The 23,401-nt window shown below is 63.5% G+C and carries 25 protein-coding genes; 12 read left to right on the forward strand and 13 right to left on the reverse strand.

Annotated features, from left to right (window positions below):
* The first annotated feature begins 81 nt into the window (after positions 1 to 81).
* Both BraRD5C2_RS25950 and BraRD5C2_RS25955 read left to right on the forward strand, forming a co-directional pair.
* Positions 82 to 660: a peroxidase-related enzyme gene (locus tag BraRD5C2_RS25950; protein ID WP_223973187.1), complete on the forward strand. Its 579-nt coding sequence runs from the start codon at positions 82 to 84 to the stop codon at positions 658 to 660.
* 8 nt (positions 661 to 668) lie between these two features.
* Positions 669 to 1,181, forward strand: a complete 513-nt coding sequence (locus BraRD5C2_RS25955) for an MgtC/SapB family protein (RefSeq protein ID WP_223973189.1) — start codon at positions 669 to 671, stop codon at positions 1,179 to 1,181.
* Here the strand turns inward: BraRD5C2_RS25955 and BraRD5C2_RS25960 are convergent.
* Positions 1,142 to 1,768 (reverse strand): ParB-like protein, encoded by a 627-nt coding sequence (locus tag BraRD5C2_RS25960; protein WP_223973191.1) that lies wholly within the window; start codon positions 1,766 to 1,768, stop codon positions 1,142 to 1,144. The genes BraRD5C2_RS25955 and BraRD5C2_RS25960 overlap by 40 nt on opposite strands.
* Before the next feature lie 87 nt (positions 1,769 to 1,855).
* Here BraRD5C2_RS25960 and BraRD5C2_RS25965 point away from each other — a divergent pair, with 87 nt between their 5' ends.
* The 7 genes from BraRD5C2_RS25965 (at position 1,856) to BraRD5C2_RS25995 (ending at position 7,583) form a co-directional block, all read left to right on the forward strand.
* A complete protein-coding gene (locus BraRD5C2_RS25965) occupies positions 1,856 to 2,737 on the forward strand; it encodes an ion channel (RefSeq protein ID WP_223973200.1) in 882 nt (293 codons plus the stop codon).
* A gap of 87 nt (positions 2,738 to 2,824) precedes the next feature.
* Positions 2,825 to 3,181, forward strand: a complete 357-nt coding sequence (locus BraRD5C2_RS25970; RefSeq protein WP_223974000.1) for a hypothetical protein — start codon at positions 2,825 to 2,827, stop codon at positions 3,179 to 3,181.
* 181 nt (positions 3,182 to 3,362) lie between these two features.
* Positions 3,363 to 3,662 (forward strand): acyl carrier protein, encoded by a 300-nt coding sequence (locus BraRD5C2_RS25975; RefSeq protein ID WP_021081038.1) that lies wholly within the window; start codon positions 3,363 to 3,365, stop codon positions 3,660 to 3,662.
* A gap of 9 nt (positions 3,663 to 3,671) precedes the next feature.
* A complete protein-coding gene (locus tag BraRD5C2_RS25980) occupies positions 3,672 to 4,148 on the forward strand; it encodes a 3-hydroxyacyl-ACP dehydratase FabZ family protein (protein ID WP_223973202.1) in 477 nt (158 codons plus the stop codon).
* Positions 4,141 to 5,325 (forward strand): beta-ketoacyl-ACP synthase, encoded by a 1,185-nt coding sequence (locus BraRD5C2_RS25985; RefSeq protein ID WP_223973204.1) that lies wholly within the window; start codon positions 4,141 to 4,143, stop codon positions 5,323 to 5,325. Before BraRD5C2_RS25980 ends, BraRD5C2_RS25985 begins: the two co-directional genes overlap by 8 nt.
* 27 nt (positions 5,326 to 5,352) lie before the next feature.
* Positions 5,353 to 6,630: a beta-ketoacyl-ACP synthase gene (locus tag BraRD5C2_RS25990; protein ID WP_223973206.1), complete on the forward strand. Its 1,278-nt coding sequence runs from the start codon at positions 5,353 to 5,355 to the stop codon at positions 6,628 to 6,630.
* Positions 6,631 to 6,647: 17 nt separating this feature from the next.
* Entirely contained in the window at positions 6,648 to 7,583 is a 936-nt protein-coding gene (locus BraRD5C2_RS25995) for a lipid A biosynthesis lauroyl acyltransferase (protein WP_223973208.1), read from the forward strand.
* Between the two features lie 122 nt (positions 7,584 to 7,705).
* Here the strand turns inward: BraRD5C2_RS25995 and BraRD5C2_RS26000 are convergent, their stop codons facing one another.
* From BraRD5C2_RS26000 to BraRD5C2_RS26030, 7 genes are all read right to left on the reverse strand, one after another.
* A complete protein-coding gene (locus BraRD5C2_RS26000; protein ID WP_223973210.1) occupies positions 7,706 to 8,815 on the reverse strand; it encodes a polyamine ABC transporter substrate-binding protein in 1,110 nt (369 codons plus the stop codon).
* Positions 8,816 to 8,821: 6 nt separating this feature from the next.
* Positions 8,822 to 9,991, reverse strand: coding sequence for an aminotransferase (locus BraRD5C2_RS26005; protein ID WP_223973218.1), 1,170 nt, complete (start codon positions 9,989 to 9,991; stop codon positions 8,822 to 8,824).
* Positions 9,992 to 9,999: 8 nt separating this feature from the next.
* Positions 10,000 to 10,329 (reverse strand): rhodanese-like domain-containing protein, encoded by a 330-nt coding sequence (locus BraRD5C2_RS26010; protein ID WP_223973220.1) that lies wholly within the window; start codon positions 10,327 to 10,329, stop codon positions 10,000 to 10,002.
* Positions 10,330 to 10,466: 137 nt separating this feature from the next.
* Positions 10,467 to 12,392 (reverse strand): potassium transporter Kup, encoded by a 1,926-nt coding sequence (locus tag BraRD5C2_RS26015; RefSeq protein ID WP_223973222.1) that lies wholly within the window; start codon positions 12,390 to 12,392, stop codon positions 10,467 to 10,469.
* A 154-nt stretch (positions 12,393 to 12,546) separates the two neighbouring features.
* On the reverse strand, positions 12,547 to 14,481 hold the full coding sequence (locus BraRD5C2_RS26020; RefSeq protein ID WP_223973224.1) for a potassium transporter Kup: 1,935 nt from the start codon (positions 14,479 to 14,481) through the stop codon (positions 12,547 to 12,549).
* Positions 14,482 to 14,593: 112 nt separating this feature from the next.
* Positions 14,594 to 15,424, reverse strand: coding sequence for an OmpA/MotB family protein (locus tag BraRD5C2_RS26025; protein WP_223973226.1), 831 nt, complete (start codon positions 15,422 to 15,424; stop codon positions 14,594 to 14,596).
* A gap of 28 nt (positions 15,425 to 15,452) precedes the next feature.
* Entirely contained in the window at positions 15,453 to 16,226 is a 774-nt protein-coding gene (locus tag BraRD5C2_RS26030; RefSeq protein WP_223973228.1) for a motility protein A, read from the reverse strand.
* 273 nt (positions 16,227 to 16,499) lie between these two features.
* Between BraRD5C2_RS26030 and BraRD5C2_RS26035 the strand changes: the two genes are divergently transcribed.
* Both BraRD5C2_RS26035 and BraRD5C2_RS26040 read left to right on the forward strand, forming a co-directional pair.
* Positions 16,500 to 17,480 carry an NADPH:quinone oxidoreductase family protein gene (locus BraRD5C2_RS26035; protein ID WP_223973230.1) on the forward strand — a complete coding sequence of 327 codons (981 nt, stop codon included), beginning with the start codon at positions 16,500 to 16,502 and terminating at the stop codon, positions 17,478 to 17,480.
* Between the two features lie 259 nt (positions 17,481 to 17,739).
* The gene (locus tag BraRD5C2_RS26040) at positions 17,740 to 17,925 is read left to right on the forward strand and encodes a hypothetical protein (protein ID WP_223973238.1); all 186 of its coding nucleotides are present in this window, start codon (positions 17,740 to 17,742) and stop codon (positions 17,923 to 17,925) included.
* A 124-nt stretch (positions 17,926 to 18,049) separates the two neighbouring features.
* On the opposite strand, the gene BraRD5C2_RS26045 is transcribed toward BraRD5C2_RS26040, so the two are convergent.
* Genes BraRD5C2_RS26045 through BraRD5C2_RS26065 form a run of 5 tightly spaced genes read right to left on the reverse strand, consistent with a single transcriptional unit; the run spans position 18,050 to position 22,683 of the window.
* A complete protein-coding gene (locus tag BraRD5C2_RS26045) occupies positions 18,050 to 20,143 on the reverse strand; it encodes a hybrid sensor histidine kinase/response regulator (protein WP_223973246.1) in 2,094 nt (697 codons plus the stop codon).
* Between the two features lie 7 nt (positions 20,144 to 20,150).
* A complete protein-coding gene (locus BraRD5C2_RS26050; protein WP_223973248.1) occupies positions 20,151 to 20,459 on the reverse strand; it encodes a circadian clock KaiB family protein in 309 nt (102 codons plus the stop codon).
* Entirely contained in the window at positions 20,456 to 20,776 is a 321-nt protein-coding gene (locus BraRD5C2_RS26055; protein WP_223973250.1) for a circadian clock KaiB family protein, read from the reverse strand. Before BraRD5C2_RS26055 ends, BraRD5C2_RS26050 begins: the two co-directional genes overlap by 4 nt.
* Positions 20,773 to 22,482 (reverse strand): circadian clock protein KaiC, encoded by a 1,710-nt coding sequence (gene kaiC / locus BraRD5C2_RS26060; protein ID WP_223973252.1) that lies wholly within the window; start codon positions 22,480 to 22,482, stop codon positions 20,773 to 20,775. The genes BraRD5C2_RS26055 and kaiC overlap by 4 nt, the downstream gene beginning before the upstream one ends.
* Positions 22,483 to 22,683, reverse strand: a complete 201-nt coding sequence (locus BraRD5C2_RS26065) for a hypothetical protein (protein ID WP_223973254.1) — start codon at positions 22,681 to 22,683, stop codon at positions 22,483 to 22,485.
* Between the two features lie 484 nt (positions 22,684 to 23,167).
* On the opposite strand from BraRD5C2_RS26065, the gene BraRD5C2_RS26070 reads away from it, so the two are divergent.
* Complete coding sequence (locus tag BraRD5C2_RS26070) at positions 23,168 to 23,401, forward strand: hypothetical protein (protein WP_223973256.1); 234 nt, start codon at positions 23,168 to 23,170, stop codon at positions 23,399 to 23,401.

Raw genomic sequence — 23,401 nt, forward strand, 5'->3', positions numbered from 1 at the left:
GCCGATGCGCCTTGCGCCCAAGCCGTCATCCACTATGGTTTCGCGTGACGCCGCGTCCCCGCGGCACGCCGGAACCATCTCATGACGCAGCCGACCACAAAGCGCTTCCCGACGCCCGCTCTCGACAAGCTCCCCGAGGACATCCGCACCCGCATCCTGGCGGTGCAGGAGAAGTCCGGCTTCGTGCCGAACGTATTCCTCACGCTGGCCTACCGCCCCGACGAATTTCGCGCGTTCTTTGCCTATCACGACGCGCTGATGGAAAAGGACTCCGGCCTCTCCAAGGCCGAGCGCGAGATGATCGTGGTGGCGACCAGCGCCGCCAACCAATGCCAGTATTGCGTGATCGCCCATGGCGCGATCCTGCGCATCCGCGCCAAGAACCCTGCGATCGCCGACCAGATCGCGATCAACTACCGCAAGGCCGACATCACGCCGCGGCAGCGCGCGATGCTCGATTTCGCGATGAAAGTCAGCCGCGCGGCCGAGGAGGTCTCGGAGACGGATTTCGCCGCGCTCGCGACCCACGGCTTCAGCGACGACGACGTCTGGGATATCGCCGCGGTCGCGGCCTTCTTCGCGCTCTCGAACCGGCTTGCGAACGTCACCGGGATGCGGCCGAACGACGAGTTCTACATGCTCGGCCGGCAGCTGAAATAGAGGACGCCTTGGTGGACTGGAGCGAGATCATCCTGCGTCTCGGCGCGGCCACCCTTGCCGGCAGCGCGATCGGGCTCGACCGCGACCTGCGCGGCAAGCCGATCGGGCTGAAGACGCTGGGTCTCGTCAGCCTCTCGACGGCCACGGTCGTGCTGCTGGCATTGCAGGCCGTCGAGCCCGGCCATTTCACCGATGCGGTGAGCCGCGTGATCCAGGGCGTGCTGACCGGCATCGGCTTTCTCGGCGCCGGCGTGATCGTTCGCCAGGGCGATCGCTTTCAGGTTCGCGGCCTGACCAGCGCCGCTTGCGCGTTCTTCGCCGCCTGCGTCGGCATCGTCTGCGGCGCCGGACATTGGCCCATCGTCATCACCGCGCTCGTGCTGGCATTCCTGCTGCTGACCTTCGGCAAGCGGACCGAGCGGTGGCTGCACCACGCGCTCGGCGGCAAGGAGGACCAGCACAGCCCAGGGGCCGCGCCCGGTCAGTCGTCAGATGCCGGCCCGCACCAGCCGGGCAAATAGACCGCGCTCGGGCTGCGGCCCAGCGCCAGCCCCTTCTCCAGCGCCTTGTCGAAATTGTTCTCCACCGTCTTGCGCGGGATGTGGCGGCGCAGGAAATCGGCCCACAGGAATTCGCTGAATGGCGTCGTGTCCTTGGCGAAGCCACCGGCCCGGCGCATTTCGCCGGCGAGGCTGCGGAACGGATCGTCCTTGAGATCCTTGATCGATTTCGGAATGTCCCTGAAGTGCCGCCGCTCGCCCTTGGAATCGTAGGGATAGACCCAGCGCTTGTTGTCCATCACGCCCCAGAACACGTCACGCTCGACCATCGTGAGATCGCCGATCACCGTGACCAGGATGTCCTTGACGCCCTCCTCGTGCAGCGCCCGCGCCATATGATGGTGATCGACCACGTAATAGCGATCGTCGGGACCATGGACGACCGGGATCATGTGCTTGCCCAGCAGTTCGGCGCGCTTCTTGTCCGACTTGTGCTCGCGCCAGCGCTTCCGCTTCTCCTTCACCTCGTGCATGCCGACCGTCATCTGGGTCGGCCGCAGCGACAGGATCGGGACCGGTTTGACGTAAGGCTCGCGCGTATGGGCCATGGTTTGTACTCCCGTTTGACCGGCACTCCGGAATGGGTTCCATTATGACATGATGACGCAGGCAGGCGGAAGAGCCGGTTCGGCCGAATGGCATTGAGAGCAAGCGAACGCGTGAAGGCCCGCACGATCCGCCTCGGCAACCGCGAGGTCGTGACCGAGGGGTTGGAGCTCAGTTTCTGGGCAGACATCAGCCATCGCTGCATGACGGCATCCTGGCCTGCCTTTATCGGCGGTGCAGCATTGGTGTTCATCAGCTTCAACGCCGTCTTCGCCCTGTTGTATTGGCTCGGCGATCATCCGATCGCCAACGTGCCTGACGGCCAATACGTCGATTACCTCTATTTCAGCATCGAGACACTTTCGACCGCGGGCTATGGCGACATGCACCCGCAGACGCATTACGGGCACTTCATCGCCACCATCGAACTCTTCACCGGCATCTTCTCGATGTCGCTGATGACCGGACTGATCTTTGCCCGCTTCTCGCGGCCGAGCGCGCGTCTGCTGTTCGCCGACCATCCCGTGATCTCGGACCATGAGGGCCAGCTCACGTTGATGATCCGCCTGGCCAACGAGCGGCACAACATCATCGCCAATGCCACCGCGCGGCTGTGGCTGTTCAAGAACGGCGTCAGCAAGGAAGGCATGCCATACCGCCGGTTTTACGAACTGCCGCTCCTGCGCAGCGAGAGCCCGGCGCTGGCGCTGAGCTGGACCCTGTTTCATGTGATCGACCAGGACAGCCCGCTCTACGGCCTCGACGCCGCGGAGCTTAAAGCCGTCAATGCCGGGATCGGCCTCTTCGTGTCGGGCCTTGACGACGTTGCAGCGCAAACTGTGCATGCGCGAAAATCGTACGAACATTCCGACATCCGCTTCGGCCATCGCTATGCCGAGATCCTGCAGGCGACCGACGACGGACGTCTGCGGATCGACTACAGTCGGTTCCACGAGACCCTCGAAGGATAAATACCACCTCTGCGCGCATCAAGATTTTAGGTGTGAAGCGCAGCGAACATGCTAAACATGAGTGGCGACGCGACCGGACTGACAACAGTGAAGACGCAGCGGCCAATTTCCTCGGATGACGAGCACGTGGTGCTGAAATTCCGGCCGCGTACCTCGGCGCAGCCGCCCGGCAAGCGCGAGGACCCGGTCCAATCGACCCGCCCTGCTTCCGTCGCTCCTGTTTCCGTCGCCAACGACCTCTCCCGCTATGAGAAGCCGCGCGAGGAGCCCGACGATTTCCGCCAGCGCATGCTCGCCAACGTCGCCGCCTTCGCCTTCACCGTGGCGCTGACCGCGATCGGTATCTGGCTCGCCATGAGCATCGCCGATTTGCGCAAGACCCAGGATTGCGTGCTGATGGGACGCCGGGATTGCGCGAAGATTACGGTGATGCCACGCACCTAGGCAGGCTGGAACCGTACCTAAAAACCGTCCTTGCCAGCCCGGCCAAGCTCCATTGAACTAACGGCCCTGCTCCGATATACGGGCACACGACTCCGGCAGCAGCAATCAGGCAATCCGGGGCACCGCGCCCGCCTCCTCAGAGCCGACCCGGATTTACCTTCAATATATCAAAGGCTTAATGATGTCCTCCACATTCGAGCAGATCGCCAACATTATCGCGGAGACCTGCGACATCCCGCGCGATACGATCAAGCCGGAGAGCCACGCGATCGACGATCTGGGGATCGACAGCCTCGACTTCCTCGACATCGCCTTTGCCATCGACAAGGCCTTCGGGATCAAGATGCCGCTCGAGAAGTGGACCCAGGAGGTCAACGACGGCAAGGCCACGACGGAGCAGTACTTCGTGTTGCAGAATCTCGCCGACCGCATCGACGAGCTGGTTGCAGCCAAGAACGCGGGCACGGGCTCAGCCTCGTAATCGCCCATCATGCAGCTTGAAACTTTTCAGCTGATCGATCGGATTGTCGACCTCAACCTCGACGCAAAGACCATTGTCGTCGAGGCCGATGTCCCGCCGGACAGCCACTCTGTGTTCGCGGGGCACTTCCCGGGCTACCCGATCATGCCCGGTGTGCTGCTCACCGAAGCAATGGCCCAGAGCTCGGGCTGGCTGATCCTCGGTCTGACCAGGTTCGAGCGCATGCCCTTCCTTGCGATGGTCAAGGAAGCCAAGATGCGTGGCTTCGTCAGCCCCGGCTCGACACTGACGATCGAAGCCAAGATCGAACACGAAGGTTCAGGCTTCACCGTGACATCGGCGAAGGTCCGCGTCGGCAAGGAGCTCAAGTGCAACGCCGAGCTGACCTTCCGTCATATTCCCTTCCCCAGCCCGGACTTGCGTGTGCACATGGACGCGCTCGCCAACAAGATCGGGTTTCCGCTGCAGGCAATTTGTAATGGCTGAGAAGGAAGTCTGGATCACCGGCGTCGGCCTGCTCTCCTCGCTCGGCGAGGGGCTGGATGCGCATTGGGAGGCGCTCGGCGCCAAGCGCGTCAATGCCGACGAGAAGCGTCTCGCACCCTACGTAATCCATCCGATCGCCCCCGTCAGCTTCGACGCCCAGATCCCGAAGAAAGGCGATCAGCGTCAGATGGAGACGTGGCAACGGATCGGCACCTACGCCGCCGGGCTGGCGCTTGATTCCGCCGGCGTCAAAGGCAATCAGGAAATCTTGTCGCGGATGGACATGATCATCGCAGCCGGTGGCGGCGAGCGCGATCTCAATGTCGACCTCGCGATCATGAACGCCGATGCGCAGGGCAAGCTGCCGCCTGCCGTCCTCAACGAAAAGCTGATGAACGAGCTGCGCCCGACGCTGTTCCTGGCGCAGCTCTCCAACCTGCTCGCCGGCAACATCGCAATCGTTCACGGCGTGTGCGGGACGTCGCGCACCTTCATGGGCGAGGAAGCCTCGAGCATCGACGCCGCGCGGATCGCCGTCGCACGCATCGGGGCCGGACAGAGCGACATCGCACTGGTCGGCGCGGCCCATAATGGCGATCGCGGCGACCTCTTGATGCTCTATTCGTTCGGCGACTTCGCCCTCAAGGATCAATACGCGTCGGTCTGGGCCCGCAGGAACAACCCGGGCTTCGCCATCGGCTCAGCCGGCGCCTTCCTAGTGATGGAGTCGCGCGAGCACGCCGAGGCACGCGGCGCCAAGCCGTACGCCAAGCTGACCAAGGTCGTCGCCGATCTTGCCAAGCGCAAGCAGCCCGGCGCAGTGACCAAGTCGCTGCAGACGCTGTGGCCGCAACTCGGGGTCAGCAACGACAACGCCATGCTGATCACGGGCGCGACCGGCGCCGAGCCCGCGACCGCCGAGGAGCGCGAATTCCTCGGGCAGCATCCTGGCCTTGCCGTGCGCGCCACCGGAACGACCTTCGGGCACACCATGGAGGCGCAGTTCCCGCTCGGCCTCGCGCTGGCTGCGCTGTCGATTTCCCGCGGCGCGCTCTATCCGGCCAACGACCCGACCGGGCTGGAGGTTGAAAAGACCGGGGCGCCAACCCAGATTGTCGTGTTGGGGGTCGGCCATTGGCAGGGCGAAGGCATGGCACTGGTCGAGGCCGTCAAGTAATTCGGCGCAAGCACCGACGGGGACACCATGACAGCACCACGCGATAAGTTCGGCCGACCGATCGTCGTCGTGACCGGCATGGGAATCGTGACGTCGCTCGGCGGCGGCAAGACCGACAATTGGAAGCGCCTCAGCGCGGGCGAGTCCGGTATCAAGACCGTGACGCGCTTCCCGCTCGACAGTCTGAAGACGACGATGGCCGGCGCCGTCGATTTCGTCACCGTCGATCCGTTCTCCTCGACCAGCCTGTCGCAGCGCCTGGCGGAGATCGCGACCGAAGAGGCGCTGGAGCAGTCCGGCATCGGCACCAAGGGCGACTTCCCCGGCCCGCTGTTTCTCGCGGTCGCGCCGATCGAGACCGAGTGGCCGCAGCGGCTCGAAGTCGCGCGCGAAGTTCCGACCAAGGACTTCGGCATCATCGACTATCTGGCGACCTGCAGCGGCGGCAAGTTTACGCATTTCCACCGGCGCTTCACCTTCGGTTCGGTCGCGCTCAGCCTCGCCGAGACCTTCGGCACCAAGGGGTCGCCGATTTCGCTCTCGACCGCCTGCGCGTCCGGTGCGACCGCGATCCAGCTCGGCGTCGAGGCGATCCGCCGCGGCGAAACCGATGCCACGCTTTGCATCGCGACCGACGGCTCGGTCAATCCTGAAGCCCTGGTGCGATTCTCGCTGCTCTCGGCTCTCTCCACCCAGAACGATCCGCCCCAGGGAGCCTCGAAGCCGTTCTCGAAGAACCGCGACGGTTTCGTGATGGCCGAGGGCGCCGGCGCGCTGGTGCTGGAGAGCTACGACGCCGCGATGGCGCGCGGCGCGCGTATCCTGGGCGTCGTCGCCGGCTGCGGCGAGCTCACCGACTCCTTCCATCGCACTCGCTCTGCCCCCGACGGCAAGCCGGCGATCGGCTGCGTACGCAAGACGCTTGCTGACGCGGGCATGGAGCCCGAGCAAATCGATCACATCAACGCGCACGGCACCTCGACGCCGGAAAACGACAAGATGGAATATCTTGCGACCGCGGCGGTGTTCGGCGAGCACACCAAGAACATTCCGGTGTCATCGAACAAATCGATGGTCGGCCACACCATCTCGGCCGCCGGTGCGGTCGAGGCGATCTTCTCGCTGCTTACGCTCGAGCATCAGCGGATTCCGCCGACGATCAATTACGAGGTGCCCGATCCCGCGATCCCGTTCGACGTGGTCGGCAACAAGGCGCGCGACGCCAAGGTTACCGCCGTGATGTCGAACTCGTTCGGGTTCGGCGGGCAGAACGCTTCGCTGATCCTGACGCGCGAGCCGGCCTAGCGCCCTCGCCTCATCAGATGAAACGCCTGCTCCTTCGCGCCCGCGCGCATCTGCGTGATGCCGCAAAGCCTGTGACCGATGCGGCGATCGGCGGGCTGACCATCGGCCTGCTGCGCACCACGCGCTATTTCGATCCGGAGAAGACCGCGCGGTTCTTCGGCCGCGCCGCGCATTTCATCGGCCGTCGGCTGCGCGAGGATCGCATCGGCCGCGAGAATCTCACGGCCGCCTTCCCGGAAAAGTCACCGCAGGAGATCGAGGAGATTCTGACGGGCGTCTGGCACAACCTCGGACGCATCGGCGCTGAATTCGCGCACATCGACCGCATCTGGGACCACGATCCCCGGAATCCCGACAAGCCGGGCCGCGTCGAATTCTCGGAGCGCAGCAAGCAGCTGTTCGACCAGTTGCGTGACGACGGCAAGCCGGCCTTGTTCTTTGCCGCACATCTCGGCAACTGGGAGCTCTCTCCGATTGCCGCGGCGGCACATGGGCTCGATGCTACGATTCTGTTCCGGCGGCCGAACATCGAAGCCGCCGACCGTGCCATCGAACGCATCCGCGCTGTCAATCTGGGCACGCTGGTCCCGGCCGGCCGCGACGCGCCGCTCAAGCTGGCGCAGGCGTTGAAGAACGGCCAGCACGTCGCGATGCTGGTCGACCAGTATTTGACCAACGGCGTTCCCGTCACCTTCTTCGGCCGCAAGACCACCGCTAACCCGCTCTTGGCGCGCCTGCGCCGGCAGATCGATTGCCCGATCCACGGCACCCGGATCATCCGCCTGCCCGACGGCCGCTTCCGCGGCGAGGTCACCGAGGAAGTCAAACCGGTGTTCGACGCATCCGGCCAGATCGATATCCAGGGCACGATGCAGACGATCACCGACATCGTCGAGGGCTGGGTCCGCGAATATCCGGATCAGTGGCTCTGGCTGCACCGGCGCTGGCGGTAGGCGGAGACTGTCATTCGTCATTGCGAGCGAAGCGAAGCAATCCATCTCGCCACTTGCGGAACCATGGATTGCTTCGTCGCTGACGCTCCTCGCAATGACGGCACATTACTGCGACGAGAATGTCACCTCCCGGTCTTCACCCGCGTCCACAGCCGGTTGATGATCCGCTGCGTCGCCGGGTCGCGCGCCGTGATCACGAACAGCTTCTTCTGCATCGCCTCGTCGGGATAGATGTTCTTGTCGTTGAAGATCTTCGGATCGATCAGCTTCTGGCTTGCCAGATTACCGTTGGCGTAGGACAGGAAGTTCGAGTTCTTCGCCGCAACCTCGGGCCGGTAGAGATAGTTGATCAGCTCATAGGCTTCAGCGACGTTCTTCGCGTCCGCCGGAATCGCGAGATTGTCGAAGAACATCTGCGCGCCTTCCTTCGGGATCGTGTAGCCGATCTCGACGCCGGTCTTGGCTTCAGCCGCCCCGCTGCGCGCCTGCATGATGTCGCCCGACCATCCGACCACGAAGCAGATCTCACCCGATGCCAGCGCGCTGAGATATTCGGACGAGTGGAATTTGCGCACATAGGGCCGGATCTTGATGACGAGATCGGCGGCCTTCTCGAGGTCAGCCTGCTTGGTCGAGTTCGGGTCGAGGCCGAGATAGCTCAATGCGGCCGGCAGAATGTCATCTGCGGAATCCAGCATGTGGATGCCGCAATCCTTGAACTTCGCCAGGTTCTCCGGCTTGAACACCATGTCCCAGCTGTCGATCCTGGCATCGGGCCCGAGAATCTTCTCCGCCATCTTGACGTTGTAGCCGATGCCCGTGGTGCCCCACATGTAGTTGGCGCCGAAATTGTTGCCGGGATCGTAGGTCGCGAGTTGCTCGGTCACCACCGGCCACGCATTGGCGAGGTTCGGCAGCTTCGACTTGTCGAGCTTCAGGAACACCTTCGCGGTGATCTGCCGCTGCAGGAAATAGCCGGTCGGCACCACGACGTCGTAGCCTGACTTGCCCGCGAGCAGCCGCGTCTCCAGCGTCTCGTTGGCGTCGAACGTGTCGTAGACGACCTTGATGCCGGTTTCCTTGGTGAAGTCCTCGAGGACTCCCGGCGCCATGTAGTTCGACCAGTTGTAGAAGTTGACCGTGCGTTCCTCCGCACGTGCGGAGGCAGCGAACAACAGAACCGTGGCGATCGTACCGACGAGGCCGACGAAACGACGGTTCTCCTTCTGCATTCTGCTCTACCTCTTGCGACGATGTACGGCGTCGGACAACCGCTCCAGCGCGGTGTCGAGCGTCGAGTCCTTCTTGGCGAAGCAGAAACGCACCACCGACGTCACCGCATCCTGCTCGTAAAATGCCGACACCGGAATAGCCGCGACCTTGTAATCCTGCACAATTCGCCAGCAGAACTCCGCGTCGGTCTCATTGAGCCCGAGCGGCGACAGGTCGACCGTGAGGAAATAAGTCCCCTGCGACTTCAGCACCGGAAAGCCGATGCTCTCCAGCCCCTTGGTCAGGCGGTCGCGGCTCCGGGCCATGTCCTTGCGCATGTCGAGGAAGTAGTCGTCCGGCTTGTTGAGGCCGTACGCCACCGCCGCCTGCAGATTGGGCGCCGTCGTGAAGGTGAGGAACTGGTGCACCTTGGCAGCGACGCGCAGCAGCGGCGGCGCGGCGCAGACGAAGCCGATCTTCCATCCGGTTAGCGAGAAGATCTTGCCGGCGCTGCCGACCTTGATGGTGCGGTCGCGCATGCCCGGGATCGTGATCAGCGGGATGTGCTCGCGGCCGTCGAACACGACGTGCTCCCAGACCTCGTCGCAGATCGCGACCACGTCGAACTCCTGGCAGTACCGTGCCAGCAATTCGAGGTCCTCGCGCGGATAGACCACCGCCGCCGGGTTGAGCGGATTGTTGAACAGCACCGCCTTGGTCTTGTGGTTGAAGACGCTGCGCAGCATCTCCTCGTTCAGCCGCCACTCCGGCGGCTCGAGCCGCAACAGCCGCGGAATGCCGCCGGCCTGGCGGATGATCGGCAGATATGAATCATAGACCGGTTGGAAGCAGACCACCTCATCGCCCGGCTCGACCACGGACAGGATCGAGGAAGTCAGTGCTTCAGTGCCGCCGGAGGTGACCATCACCTCGGTCATCGGATCGAGCTTGAGCCCGTGCCAGTGGCCGTAATGCGATGCGATCGCCTGACGGAGTTCCGGAATGCCCATCATCGACGGATACTGGTTGTAACCGTTGATCGATGCGTCCGCGGCGGCGCGGCGGATGTCCTCGGGTCCGGGATCGTCGGGAAAGCCTTGGCCGAGATTGATGGCGTTGTTGTCGCGCGCAGCCTGCGACATCGCCTCGAAGATCGTGACGGGAAGCTCCGCGAAGACCTTGTTCATGGAGGTCATGTCAGGGATCAGCCGCCCGTCTTGGTCGGCAGTCCCGCCGCCTTCCAGCCGATGATGCCGCCCGCCAAATGCTTGTCATAGGGCAGGCCCGCGGCCTGGGCCGCCAGCGAGGCCGTCACCGAGCGCTTGCCGGAGCGGCAGGCGAACACCACCTGCTTGCCCTGCGGATCGGGAATCGCTGATGGATCGAACGTCGATAGCGGCACCACGACGCCGTCGGGATAGGCCTCGACGGTGACCTCATTGGGCTCGCGGACATCGACCAGGAGATAGCGGCCTTCCGCTATGCCCTTCGACACCTCGTCCGGAAACAAATCTTCCACCTTGTGGTCCGCCACGGAAATATCCTCCCGATATCAGCTTGGGCGAGCGTCGCGCGGCTCGCCGGTCCGGGCCGCAAAGTCGCCTCTCGCGCGGAGAAAATCAAGCGCCCGAAACGGGTTAGATGCCGCGCGGAAACGCTGAATCGGGGACCCTAGATCGTGACTTGCGTGCCGACCTCGACCACCCGCCCGGTCGGGATCTGGAAATAATCGGTGGCATCGTTCGAGGAGCGGCTCAGCGCGATGAACAGATGGTCCTGCCAGCTCGGCATGCCCGAATGCGCCGCCGGCTTCAGCGCACGGCGGGACAGGAAGAACGAGGTCGACATGATGTCGAACTGCCAGCCGAGCTTGCGGGCGATCGCCAGCGTCTTCGGCACGTTCGGCTGCTCCATAAAACCGAACTTCAGCGTCACCTTGGCGAAAGTCTCGGTCAGCTGCTCCATCCGCACCCGCTCGGACGGATCGATGCGCGGCGTCGGCGCGGTCTCGATGGTGAGGATGACGTTCTTCTCGTGCAGCACCTTGTAGTGCTTGAGGCTGTGCATCAGCGCGGTCGGCGCGCTGACGGGATCGCTGGTCAGGAACACCGCCGTCCCGGAGACACGCTGCGGCGGCCGCTTCTCCAGCATCGCGACGAGATCGGCGAGCGGGAATTCCAGCTTGCGGGATTTCTCGAACAACAGCCGGCTGCCGCGCCGCCAGGTGTACATCACCACGATCATGGCCCCGCCGAGCGCGAGCGGCACCCAGCCGCCCTCGAACACCTTGAGCAGGTTGGCCGCCAGGAACGTGACGTCCAGGAACAAGAACGGCGCAACCAGCGCCGCGGCGGCGATCGGCGACCAGCGCCAGACCTTCCAGATCACCACGAAGCCCATCATCGCCGTCACCACCATGGTGCCGGTCACGGAGATGCCGTAGGCCGACGCCAGCGCGCTCGACGAGCGGAACATCAGCACCAGCACAATGACCGCGATGAACAGCAACCGGTTGATGCGCGGCATGTAGATCTGGCCGGAATGCGCTTCCGACGTGTGGCGGATCTCGAACCGCGGCATCAGGCCGAGCTGGATCGCTTGCCGCGTCAGCGAATATGCGCCGGTAATGACGGCCTGGCTCGCGATCACGCTCGCCGCGGTGGCAAGCGCGACCATGGGGATCAAGGCCCAGTCCGGGAACATGAGGAAGAACGGATTTTCAACCGCCTTGGGATCGGAGATCAGCAGCGCACCCTGCCCCAGATAGTTGAGCGCCAGCGACGGCAGCACGATGGACATCCAGGCGGCCTGGATCGGGCGTTTACCGAAATGGCCGAGATCGGCATAGAGCGCCTCGGCGCCGGTCACGGCGAGGAAGACCGCGCCCAGGGTGATGAAGCCGATCACGCCGTGATGCAGCATGAACGACACCGCAAGCATCGGGTTAAGCGCGTACAGCACCTCAGGATGCCGCGCGATGTGGGGCAGTGCCGCAAGCGCAATCACGGCGAACCACACGCACATCACGGGTCCGAAGAAAGCAGCGACGCGTGCGGTGCCGCGCGACTGCACCGAGAACAGGAACAGCAGGATGACCACGGTGATCGGGACGACATAGGGATCGAACGTCGCGGTCGCGAGCTTGATGCCCTCGATCGCCGACAGCACCGTAAGCGCGGGGGTGATGACAGCGTCGCCATAGAACAGCGCGCCGCTGATGATGCCGAGCAGCACGATCGCACCGGCGCCCTTGCTGACCGCGCGCTGCGCCAGCGCCATCAGCGCCAGCGTCCCGCCCTCGCCGTTGTTGTCGGCACGCAGCAGGATCACGACATATTTCAGCGTGACGACGACGATCAGCGCCCACAGGATCAGCGAGAGCACGCCGAGCACCGCATGCGCCGTCACGGCGCCCTCGCCGCCGGCAGCCGCGACGACGGCTTCGCGCAGCGCGTACAGCGGGCTCGTGCCGATGTCGCCATAGACGACACCGATGCTGCCGAGCATCAGCGCCTTGAAGGTGGCGGTTGAATGCGCCTCGCCATGGCCGTTTGCCGCGGGCGTTTCCGCCGCGGTGATCGCACTCTCGGATGACATGGGAAGCTGCGCCTCTGTCTTCTGCCGCACTGCACAATGCCGGGTCGCAGGCCTATACTCCCGGCAGGAATGCATAGGTTAGCCCGGATTCAGGCCTCCGCCATGCATATCACGCATAGATCACGGCTTTTCAACTGTAGAATCCGTTGCCGCATCAAATAGTTACCTGAGTACCCACTTCAACCACTCTCCCAGTCGGGATCTGGAAATAGTCGGTGGCATCGTTGGCGGACCTGCTCATGGCGATGAACAGGTGGTCCTGCCACTGCGGCATCCCGGACTGGGCGGAGGGCTTCAGCGACCGCCGCGACACGAAGAACGAGGTCGCCATGATGTCGAACTGCCAGCCGAGCTTGCGCGCGACCGCGAGCGCCTTCGGCACGTTCGGCGATTCCATGTAGCCGAAGCGCAGCCGCACCGCGGTGAACTTGTCGCTGACCTTCTCCATGGTGACGCGCTCCGACAGGTCGACGCGCGGTGTCGGTGCGGTCTCGATGGTCAGGATCACATTGTGCTCGTGCAGCACCTTGTTGTGCTTGAGATTGTGTAAGAGCGCGGTCGGCACGAAGCTGGGGTCGCTGGTCAGGAACACCGCGGTGCCCTTGACGATATGCGGCGGCCGCTTCTCCAGGCTGTGGATAAGGTCGCGCAACGGCACCTCGATGCGGCGGGTCTTGGCGATCAGGATCGCGGCACCGCGACGCCAGGTCCAGATCATCGTCGCCATCACGACGCCGAACAGCAGCGGCACCCACGCGCCCTCGAACAGCTTCAAGAGATTGGCGCTGAAGAAGGTCATGTCGACGATCACGAACGGCAGGATCAATGCGGCGGCCGACGCCACGCGCCAGTTCCACAGCTTCCAGATCACGATGAAGCCCATGATGCCGTCGGCGACCATGGTGGTGGAGACGGCGATGCCGTAGGCCGATGCGAGCCCGCTCGAGGTGCGGAACAGCAGCACCAGCAGCAGCACGCCGATCAGCAGCAGCCGGTTGACCCGCGGCAGATAGATCTGGCCGGCATGGGTCTCGGAGGTGTAGCGGACCTCGAAGCGCGGCAAGAGCCCAAGCTGCACCGCCTGGCTGATCAGCGAATAGGCGCCGGTGATCACGGCCTGGCTCGCGATCACGGTCGCCGCGGTGGCGAGCCCGATCAGCGGCAGCAGCAGCACGTCCGGCACCATGCGATAGAACGAGTTCTCGATCGCGGCGGGATCGGACAGCACCAGCGCGCCCTGCCCGAAATAATTCAGCAGCAGCGACGGCAGCACGAAGAACAGCCACCCCGACTGGATCGGCTTGCGGCCGAAATGGCCGAGGTCGGCATACAGCGCCTCGCCGCCGGTCACCGCGAGGAACACCGCGCCGAGCGTCACAAGGCCGACGGTGCCGTGGGTCAGCAGGAACTGGATTGCGTAGTAGGGATTGATCGCCGCCAGCACCGACGGATCGTCCATGATGTGGACCACCCCCATCACCGCGAGCGAGGCGAACCACACCACCATCACCGGCCCGAAGGCAGCGGCAACGCGCGCGGTGCCGGTGCGCTGCACCGAGAACAGCAGCACGAGGATCAGGATCGTCAGCGGCACCACATAGTGCTCGAGATGCGGCGTGGCGAGCTTGAGGCCTTCGACCGCCGACAGCACCGAGATCGCCGGCGTGATCATGGAATCGCCGATGAACATCGAGGCGCCGACCACGCCGAGTGCGAGCAACGGCCAGCTGCGCCGTCCGATCGCGCGCTGGCCGAGCGCCATCAGCGACAGTGTGCCGCCCTCGCCGTTGTTGTCGGCGCGCAGCAGCAGCAGGACGTATTTGGCGGTAACGACGGTGAACAGCGCCCACAGGATCAGGCTCAGCACGCCGAGCACCATGATCCGGGTCACCGGCTCGCCGTGTGCGGCGCCGCCGACCGCCTCGCGGAATGCGTAGAGCGGCGAGGTTCCGATATCGCCGAACACGACTCCGATGCTGCCCAGTGTCAGGGCCCAGAAGCCGGAGGCGCCTTGGCCTTTGCCCTGACCTGTTCCTTGGCCCGCGCCTTGGGTTTCCTGGGCTTCGGTGGGTGAGACGCTGACAGCCATGGCGAGGTTGGAACGCTCGGTCGGTTGATTTTGATCCGCGCGGCTATCGACGCTTCCGCCCCGCCTGTCAACCGAGCAACCCGGCCGACGGCGGTAGCGGGGTAACCCGGAGCTACGGCTTCAGATCCGGCGGCAACGGCGGATTTTCCCGCATCAACGTGATGGTCACGCGACGGTTCGCCGGCAGCGTCGGATCGTCGGGAAACAGCGGCTGGCCGTCCGCCTTGCCGGAAACCGCGAAGACGTGGGACGACGGCAGGCCCTCCCGCTCCAGGATCTGCCGCACCGCATTGGCGCGGTCGGCGGACAGGTCGAAGGCGTCGTAATCGCTGCGCGCCGGCACGAAGCCTGCGGCTGTATGCCCCACGATCGCGATCCGCAGCGGCGTCGCCTTCAGCGGCGCGGCGAGCTTCTGGATCAGCCGGCGGGTGCGCTCATACGGCTCCCTGGAGCCGTCGGCGAACATCGAGCGGCCGTCCTGGTCGACGATCTCGAGGTTGAGCCCCTCCTTGGTCTCCTCGAACATGATGTTCTTGGAAATTTCGGTCAGCTCGGGCATGTCTTGCAGCGCCTGGCGCAGCGAGGCGGAGGCGAGCGCGAATTCGCGGTCGATTTTCAGCCGCGCGCCGTTGACCTGGCTGCGCTCCTGCTCGTCCGGCGTCGGATTGGCGGAGGATTCCTCCGGCGAGATGTGATCGACATTCTTCAGCTTCGGCCGGGTCGGCAGGCCGTCGGACTCGACGATGCCGGAATAGCGCACATTGGTCTGCACGCCGAAGGCGTCGCGCATCGAGCCTGCGACGATCTTCAACTTGTTGTTGTCCATGGTGGAGAACGCGACGAGCATCACGAAGAAGCTCATCATCAGGCCCATCAGGTCGGCGAAGGTCACGAACCAGCCGTGACCTCCACCATGGGCGTCGCCGCGCTTTTTCTTGGCCATCGCTGCGTTTCCCGAAAGCGCCGGCCGGTCAGGCCGGCACCGGCTCGCCTTCCTCGTGGCGATGCTTTTCCGGCAGATAGGCCAGCAGCATCTCGCGCACCAGCGCCGGGCTCTTGGAATCGCGGATCATCAGGATGCCGTCGATGATCAGCGTGCGGTTGGTCTCTTCGTCGAGCAGCTTGCCGTGCAGCTTGTCGGCGATCGGAAGACAGAACAGGTTGGCGACCAGCGCGCCGTACAACGTCGCGAGTAGCGCTGTCGCCATGAATGGGCCGAGCTTTGAGGGGTCCGTCATGTTGGCGAACATCTGCACCATGCCGATCAGCGTGCCGATCATGCCGAAGGCCGGCGCGCAGTCGCCGATCGCGCGATAGATCTTGCTGCCCTCGTCGAGATGCATCAGGAAGTTGTCGCGGTCGCGCTCCAGGTTGTCGCGGATGAATTCGAGGTCGTAACCGTCGGCGACGTAACGAATGCCCTTGGCGAGGAACGGCTCGTTGGTCTCGACCTTCTCAAGGCCGACCGGGCCCTGCTTGCGGGCGATCTCGGCGATGCGGGCGAGCTCGTCGACGAGGTCGCGGGCCGACAGCCGGCTCATGGTGAAGGCAAACTTGGCGCCGAGCGGAAGCCCGTGCAGCATCACGCCGAGCGGAAAGCGGATCATCGTCGCCGCGATCGAACCGCCGAAGATGATGATCATGGCATGTTCAGAGATGAACATGTGCAGGTCGCCGCCCATGAACATCATCACCGCGATGACGATGATGCCGGCCAATAGCCCGGCGCCTGTCATGATATCCATGAAAAACTCCAACGCGAACGCAACCCGCCTGTCCTGGACGGCGCGCAGCCCAAGGCGAGCCGCGTGGAAAAACCCTAACGTTAATGCCATTAAGGACGCGTTACCGAATTTGGTAGGGATAACAACGGGTAAACGCCCGCCTTTTCGTGATGTCGTTGAAGATGTTGGCTTTCCGCATGGGACGCCGCCGCTGCATGCGCAAAAGGTCTCCCCGTAGAACAACGGACATGGGATAGCTTTGCCGAGAGGAAACGAACCAATGAGCAGAACAGAATGAAGGCGGTCGTCGTCGAGCAATACGCACCCATCGATCGGATCGGGCTGAAGGAGGTCGCCACCCCAACGCCCGCTGCCGGACAAATCCGCGTCCGAGTCCGCGCCGCGAGCATCGGCTTCGTCGATGGGCTGAAGGTCGAGGGCCGCTACCAGACCAAGGATGCCCTGCCCTTTACGCCCGGTGCGGAATTCGCCGGCGTGGTCGACGAGGTCGCGAACGACGTCGCCGGCATCACGCCGGGCATGCGGGTGATGGGCGCGGCGCGCTCGGGCGCGCTGGCCGAGTACATCCTGGTGCCGCCTGCCGCCGTCGAGGTCATGCCCGACGGCCTGTCGATGGAGGCCGCCGCCGCCTTTCGTACCAATTACCTCACCGCGCTGTACGCGCTCGCCGAACGCGGCTCGCTCAAGGCAGGCGAGCAACTGCTCGTGCTCGGTGCCGCCGGTGGCACCGGCATCGCCGCAATCCAGGTCGGCAAGCTGCTCGGCGCGCGCGTCGTTGCCGCAGCCTCGACCGACGAGAAGCGCAGCTTCGCCGCAAGCTTCGGCGCCGACGCCGTCGTCGACTACACCAAGCCCGATTGGCGCGATGCGCTGAAGGACGCAACCGGCGGCCACGGCCCCGACGTGATCTTCGATCCGGTCGGCGGCGAGGTCTCGCTGCAGGCATTCCGCTCGATCGCCTGGAACGGCCGCCATGTCGTGGTCGGCTTCGCGGCAGGCCAGATTCCCGCTCTGCCGTTCAATCTGCCGCTGTTGAAGGGCGGCCTCCTGATCGGCGTCGACGCCGCGCAGATCGCGCGCCGCGAGCCCGAGGCGCAGGCGCGCGTGATGACGCAATTGTCGGCATGGCTGAACGATGGCCGACTGACGCCTGTCGTCGGCAAGGTGTTCGAGCTTGAAGACTTCCGCGCGGCGTTCACGACGATGCAGACCCGCGCGGCGCTCGGCAAGATGGTGGTGCGGATCGGAACGTGAGAGAGGCACCGCCCTCACCTCATCCTCGCTGTCGTCCCTGCGAAACCTACCAGACCCCTCATCCTGAGGAGCGCGTAGCGCGTCTCGAAGGATGCACGGCCACCGTTGAACATCTGAGTTGGGTCCGCCGTCAAGTTAAATTCTGAAAAGCAGAATTATCCAAATCAAGGATCCGGGGCGGCGGCAAACCATCATACGTTATTGTCGCCGGAATCCGCGCCACCTACCGTTTGCCGAAACCGGCGGTGGGGAGAAAAAAATGCAGGACATGCTGACGCATCTGGAGAAGCTTCGCACCGATGCTGCGGAGTGCGCGTTGATCCGCGACCTGGCCACGGACATCCAGAAGCGCGAATTGTTCACCAAGCTCGCCGAACATCTTGCGGCCCTTGCCGCGGAAGTCGAGAAGGCCATTGCCGCGGCCGGCAAGGGCGAAGCCGTCTAGGCGCGCGCTCATAGACCCGGGGGGTGCGCTCGTCCTCATGCAGCGGGACAGAGCGGATATTGCAGGCCCGCCACAAAGGGGCGATCGAGCGAAAACGGCGTCGCTATTCCCGATCGATGTCCGCTCATGTAGCGGAAACGCTTGCCATGATTTTCCGGATGGCAATCGACAAGTCGGAGTGACTGAAGGGCTTTTTCAGAAGAGCTCGCTCGCCCGTGGGCAATTCCGGGATGGCTCGTTGAGCCGTATAGCCGGAGGTGAGCAGCACCGGCAACGCGGGGCGCACCAAACCGATCCGTCGCGCCAGTTCTACACCGCTCATGCCGTCCGGCATAACGACATCGCTGAAGACGAGATCCAGACCGGCATTCGCCTGTATTATCTCAAGCGCGGCGCTACCAGTGGCCGCCGACAGCACCGAGTAGCCGAGGTCCTGCAACATCCCGCTGGTCGTGGCCCGCACGTCGGCGTCGTCTTCGACGACCAGAACGACCCCGGTTCCGGTCTCCAACGTGGCCTCAGCCGGCTTCCGGACGATCGGGACGGAGTCCGTCGACCGCCTCAGGAACACCTCGATCACCGTCCCGCGTCCAGGCGCGCTGGTCACCGCCACGAATCCCCCGGATTGCTTGGCGAATCCGTAGACCTGGCTAAGCCCCAATCCCGTTCCCTTTCCGACGTCCTTTGTCGTGAAGAACGGTTCGAAAACGTGCGCGAGCACCTCCGCCGACATTCCGACCCCTGTATCCCCGACAGAAATCATCGCGTACTCGCCAGCCGAGGCTTCCCATCGGGACGCGAACGCTTCGTCGACGCGCCGGTTGGCCGTCTTGATGACGAGCTCTCCGCCTTGTGGCATCGCGTCGCGCGCGTTGATGGCAAGGTTCACTATGGCGGTTTCGAGTTGATGTGGATCGGTGCGGCATTCCCAGAGATCCGTGCCGCTGACGAATTTCGTCTTGACGGTCTCACCGACCGCCCGGTCGAGAAGATGTTCGAAGGTCGGGATCAGGTCATTGATCTGAACGACTTCGATTTGCAGATTCTGACGGCGAGAGAACGCCAACAGCTGCTGGTTCAGTTTCGACCCGCGAGCCACGGCCTGCCGTGCCGCCTCGAACAGCCGCACAACCCTCTCGTCGCCCGACATGCGGCGGCCCAGCATGTCGAGGCTACCGCCGATGATCATCAAAAGGTTGTTGAAGTCGTGCGCGATGCCGCCCGTCAACTGCCCGACGGCTTCCATTTTCTGGGCCTGCCGCAACTGCTCGTCGACTTCTCGCCGCTGGGTGATGTCCGCGGTCACCCCTGTGATGCGGACGGGCCGTTTGCCGTCATAGAAGGTTCGACCCTTCACGTTGACCCAACGCACCGCGTTGTCGCTGGCCCGACGAATCCGGTGCTCGAACTCGACCGCCCCGCTCGCGCGCGCTGTTTCGAACGCCTCGCGAACCTTGTGTTGATCTTCCGGAACGAAGCGATCCGCCAATGCCGCCAGATCGAAGGGAACGGGACTCGTCGCGTTGCCGAAAATTCGGTCGTGCCGCAGCGAACATCTCATCCGATTGTCGGAAAGATCGAGCTCCCATATTCCCATTTCCGCGGCGTCGAGCGTCAGCTGGAGATTCTCTTCGGTCTTGCGCCGTTCGACGATCTCGTTGGCGAGCCTTTCGTTTGCGGCGCTCAGTTCGCGGGTCCGCATGCGGCTGGACGTCAGGTCCGTCACAATGCCGCAAACCAGTCTCGGCATTGCCTCGTCCACCTTCAGATCGATCAGGGAGATGTTGACGGGCACTTCGTGACCGAGGCAATTCACGATCCCGAACTCTCCGGAAACTCCCGGGCCGGCGCCAGTCGCGATCATGTTCGACAAGACCCTCCCCTCGTCGACACTAACGTATCTGGTGAGTGGTTGGCCTATGATGCTGTCGTGTGGGCTGGCGACGAGCGTCGCGAAACGTTCGTTGCAGTAGAGGATAGTCCCTCTTTCGGAAAGCGTGATGGCTCCTTCCTGCATCTGCTCGACGAGAACCCGATATGGACGATCGGCATTTTCGAGCGTGTAGACCTGCTGCCCTTGCGAGCCGGCGATCACGACGGCATCCACCGCTCCGGTGCGGATGGCCTCCAGGGTCTCCTCCGCTTCCCGGAGGCGCGAGATCAGTTCCTCTCCGGTTAGCGATTCGTACTCCGTGTCGTTGGCGGCGCGTTCCGTCATCGGATAGTCAGCTGCCCGGCTTCACGGGCGTCAGGTTCAATCCCGCAAGGACTTTTTCATTGTCGGAGAGATCCCCGATGATCCGGCGCAGCGGCTCGGGCAAGATCTTTACGAGCGTGGGAGTCGCGATGATCTGCAGTTCGCGGGTCGAGTCGGGGTTCTCGTACACGTCGACGACTTCGAGATCGTACCGGCCGTGAAGGTTCTCCTCGCATATCCTGCGCATGTTGGCGATGGCCCGGGCGGAACGCGGCGTAGAGCCCGTCACGAAAAGGCGCAGCTTGTATCTGCCATCCGGGTGGTTTGCAGAAGTCATGTCCGGCTCTTTCCTATCGGCCGCAGATCCAACCCGACGATCACCTTCTCGGAGTTCGAAAGGTCGCCGATCATGCGCTTGAGCGGCGGCGGAAGCCGGCGGACGAGCGTCGGTATCGCGACGATCTGGTCACCAGCGGCCAGTTGCGGCGACACAACGAGATCGATCACCTCGATCTTGTACCGGCCGGCGAGGTTTTCCTCGCATATCTTCTGGAGGTTCGCGATCGCCGCCAGCGATTTTGGCGTCTGGCCTGCCACGTAGAGCCGCAAATTGAACTCGGCGGTATCGTCGGCGGCGCCGTTCGAATCCATCATCGGTTTCCTCCACGCTTCTGCGCCATCGCAGCCCGATCCGACTCCGCCGATGCGCTCCGGACGTCCTGATGCGCGATGACCCGTGAAACCTCTACCGCTTCGGCCTCAAGCTCCGCCCGCATCTCCGCGATCTGACGCTCCAACGCCTCGCGCTTGCGGGTCAATACGCGCTGGCGTTGCTCGGTCTGTTCGTTGCGTTCGCGCTCGGCCTCGCGCTCGCGGGCCTCCTGCGCCATCCGGGCTGCACCGGTCAGCACGCCCTCCGGACCGAGATAAGGCTTCATCAGGTGGATACCATTGTCGTTGATTTCGTACTCGCGGATCTGCTTCGAGTGGCTCATGCCACGCGATTTAAGCAAGTACAGGGTGCGATTGCGCTCACCGTCCGATTCGACGTCCCGCAGTGATATCCACGTGTCCATGAGCGAAGACACGCTTCGCTCGCTCTCGTTCATCAGATCATCGACGGCCGACAAGCTGGTGAACACGGCCGTGATCCCTTTGGTCTTGCAAATGTCGGCAAGCCGGACCAGCGTCGCATGGATCTCCATCGCGGGCCCGCGAAACGCAGATATCGGATCGACGACTATGGTGGCGGGCTTGAATTTCTCGATGTCGCGGTTCATGCGGGCCAGATGCATCTCGAATCCGAAGAGGCTCGGTCGTGCCGCTTCGAACCGGAGCAGACCGGAATCGAGGTGCTTCTTCAGGTCGATCCCGACCGATCTCATGTTCCTGACGACCTGATCGGGAGATTCCTCGAAGGCGAAATAGAGGCTGCGTTCGCCGCGGCCACATGAGGCATCGGCGAAGGCCGCCCCGAAAGTCGATTTGCCCGTTCCCGCCAATCCGGAGATCAGCACACTCGACCCTTTGTAATAGCCGCCTCTTCCCAGCATGGCGTCCAAATCCTTGACGCCGGTGGGAACGGCCTCATCCGAGATGGAATGACCGAGGCCCGCCGACGTGATCGGCAGGACGCTGATTCCTTCGTCGTCGATCAGGAAAGGATATTCGTTGGTCCCGTGGGCCGAGCCCCGGTATTTGACGACGCGCAGGCGGCGCGTGACCACCTGCTCCTGAACGCGGTTGTCGAGAAGGATGACGCAGTCCGAAACGTACTCTTCGATGCCGAAGCGGGTGAGCTGGCCCTCACCGCGTTCCGCCGTGATGATGGCGGTAACGCCTTTGTCCTTGAGCCAGCCGAACAGGCGCCGAAGCTCCGCGCGAAGGATCGCGGTATCGGCGAGCCCCGAGAAGAGGGCTTCGATCGTGTCGAGAACGACCCGTTTTGCCCCGATCGTATCGATTGCGTGCCCGAGCCGGACGAAAAGGCCCTCCAGATCGTATTCACCGCTCTCCTCAATCTCGGCGCGTTCTATCCGGACGTAGTCGATGACCAGCTTCTTGCTGGAAATCAATTCTTCGACGTCGAAGCCGAGCGAATTCACGTTCGTAGCTAGATCCTGCTCACGCTCTTCGAAACTCATAAACACGCCGGTCTCGTCGAACCGGGTCGCGCCGTTGACGAGAAACGTCATTCCAAAGAGAGTCTTTCCGCATCCAGCCGAGCCGCATAGCAGCGTCGGCCGACCCGTCGGCAGGCCACCGAGTGTCAGATCATCCAAACCGCCGATGCCCGTCCGAGTTTTTGGAAGTTGAACCGATGGTCCCGCGGCGAGGACCGGAGATTTACGATTTGCCATTCAAAGACTTTTTGAACCGGCGCGGCCACTCTTGCGGCTCGCAAATTGATGCTTGGGCAACTGTCGCGTACCGGACGAACCAATGCGCTCCTTCAAGGCTGTCTCAAGAAAATTAGTCAAAGTTCGATTTTCCTGCTTAGCGCACGCACGCGCGATAGCCAGCAAATCAGGATCGATCCGAACGGTGATGGCCTGCTTCATGGCTTCGCGCTTTCGCTGACGAAAAGGTATTGCTCACGTATTTCAGAAGCAATACGGGCGCGCCTGCGATATTTCTCCGGAAATTAGGAACCAATCCGAAGCTGTCCGACGGCGCATCAGCCGAGCGCAGCACCACAGGGATTCCCCTGTCAGCGCATCGATCCGCGATGCGCGCTATACGATGCGATCGAACACCGCCCGCGCGGCCCGCGCACGCGCAAGCTCCACGGCTCGAAAAAACGCGGCATGCTGCTCGCGCAGGAACCAATACTGGAGCAGCGCATTCTTATTTCACCCCTTGGTTGAACGGTAACATCCCGCTATCATCGGCACGTGCCGGTCCCGTGGTGTTGACTGTTCACCGGGAGGTAATTTGGCGGCATATGTTGTATTTCAGGATTCTTCCCTTGGCACATTTTGCATATCGAACATCCAGCACCACGTCCCGATCGCGCGGGCGAAGCATCGTCGCCTGAGACGCGCGATGAAGACGGACAAGGCCACCTGGTACGTCTCGTTCGCCATCAGAACCCCTGACGCCGGACACCACCGCTTCGCGCGCCAGACCCGCACCTTCACGACCGAACAGGATGCCAAGGCGTTTGCGCGCACCCTGTTCGATCAGACCCAGGACGTCAGCGCCGGAACGATCAACCCGCACACCCCGAGACGCGTGATCGCGCCGGCCGCGATCACGGCCTGGGCCGGCGAGAGCTAA

The organism is Bradyrhizobium sp. RD5-C2, from assembly GCF_019972155.1.
Taxonomy (GTDB): domain Bacteria; phylum Pseudomonadota; class Alphaproteobacteria; order Rhizobiales; family Xanthobacteraceae; genus Bradyrhizobium.

Excerpts from the sequence above, each read along its gene's own strand:
- BraRD5C2_RS26000 (WP_223973210.1), bottom strand. The coding sequence starts at position 8,815 with ATGCAGAAGGAGAACCGTCGTTTCGTCGGCCTCGTCGGTACGATCGCC.
- BraRD5C2_RS26005 (WP_223973218.1), bottom strand. The coding sequence starts at position 9,991 with ATGACCTCCATGAACAAGGTCTTCGCGGAGCTTCCCGTCACGATCTTC.
- BraRD5C2_RS25995 (WP_223973208.1), top strand. The coding sequence starts at position 6,648 with ATGAAACGCCTGCTCCTTCGCGCCCGCGCGCATCTGCGTGATGCCGCA.
- BraRD5C2_RS25990 (WP_223973206.1), top strand. The coding sequence starts at position 5,353 with ATGACAGCACCACGCGATAAGTTCGGCCGACCGATCGTCGTCGTGACC.
- BraRD5C2_RS26045 (WP_223973246.1), bottom strand. The coding sequence starts at position 20,143 with ATGACGGAACGCGCCGCCAACGACACGGAGTACGAATCGCTAACCGGA.
- BraRD5C2_RS26030 (WP_223973228.1), bottom strand. The coding sequence starts at position 16,226 with ATGGATATCATGACAGGCGCCGGGCTATTGGCCGGCATCATCGTCATC.
- BraRD5C2_RS26025 (WP_223973226.1), bottom strand. The coding sequence starts at position 15,424 with ATGGCCAAGAAAAAGCGCGGCGACGCCCATGGTGGAGGTCACGGCTGG.
- BraRD5C2_RS25980 (WP_223973202.1), top strand. The coding sequence starts at position 3,672 with ATGCAGCTTGAAACTTTTCAGCTGATCGATCGGATTGTCGACCTCAAC.
- BraRD5C2_RS26040 (WP_223973238.1), top strand. The coding sequence starts at position 17,740 with ATGCAGGACATGCTGACGCATCTGGAGAAGCTTCGCACCGATGCTGCG.
- BraRD5C2_RS26050 (WP_223973248.1), bottom strand. The coding sequence starts at position 20,459 with ATGACTTCTGCAAACCACCCGGATGGCAGATACAAGCTGCGCCTTTTC.
- BraRD5C2_RS25950 (WP_223973187.1), top strand. The coding sequence starts at position 82 with ATGACGCAGCCGACCACAAAGCGCTTCCCGACGCCCGCTCTCGACAAG.
- BraRD5C2_RS26020 (WP_223973224.1), bottom strand. The coding sequence starts at position 14,481 with ATGGCTGTCAGCGTCTCACCCACCGAAGCCCAGGAAACCCAAGGCGCG.
- BraRD5C2_RS26035 (WP_223973230.1), top strand. The coding sequence starts at position 16,500 with ATGAAGGCGGTCGTCGTCGAGCAATACGCACCCATCGATCGGATCGGG.
- BraRD5C2_RS25975 (WP_021081038.1), top strand. The coding sequence starts at position 3,363 with ATGTCCTCCACATTCGAGCAGATCGCCAACATTATCGCGGAGACCTGC.
- BraRD5C2_RS25960 (WP_223973191.1), bottom strand. The coding sequence starts at position 1,768 with ATGGCCCATACGCGCGAGCCTTACGTCAAACCGGTCCCGATCCTGTCG.
- BraRD5C2_RS26070 (WP_223973256.1), top strand. The coding sequence starts at position 23,168 with ATGAAGACGGACAAGGCCACCTGGTACGTCTCGTTCGCCATCAGAACC.
- BraRD5C2_RS25985 (WP_223973204.1), top strand. The coding sequence starts at position 4,141 with ATGGCTGAGAAGGAAGTCTGGATCACCGGCGTCGGCCTGCTCTCCTCG.
- BraRD5C2_RS26065 (WP_223973254.1), bottom strand. The coding sequence starts at position 22,683 with ATGAAGCAGGCCATCACCGTTCGGATCGATCCTGATTTGCTGGCTATC.
- BraRD5C2_RS26015 (WP_223973222.1), bottom strand. The coding sequence starts at position 12,392 with ATGTCATCCGAGAGTGCGATCACCGCGGCGGAAACGCCCGCGGCAAAC.
- kaiC (WP_223973252.1), bottom strand. The coding sequence starts at position 22,482 with ATGGCAAATCGTAAATCTCCGGTCCTCGCCGCGGGACCATCGGTTCAA.
- BraRD5C2_RS26055 (WP_223973250.1), bottom strand. The coding sequence starts at position 20,776 with ATGATGGATTCGAACGGCGCCGCCGACGATACCGCCGAGTTCAATTTG.
- BraRD5C2_RS25965 (WP_223973200.1), top strand. The coding sequence starts at position 1,856 with ATGGCATTGAGAGCAAGCGAACGCGTGAAGGCCCGCACGATCCGCCTC.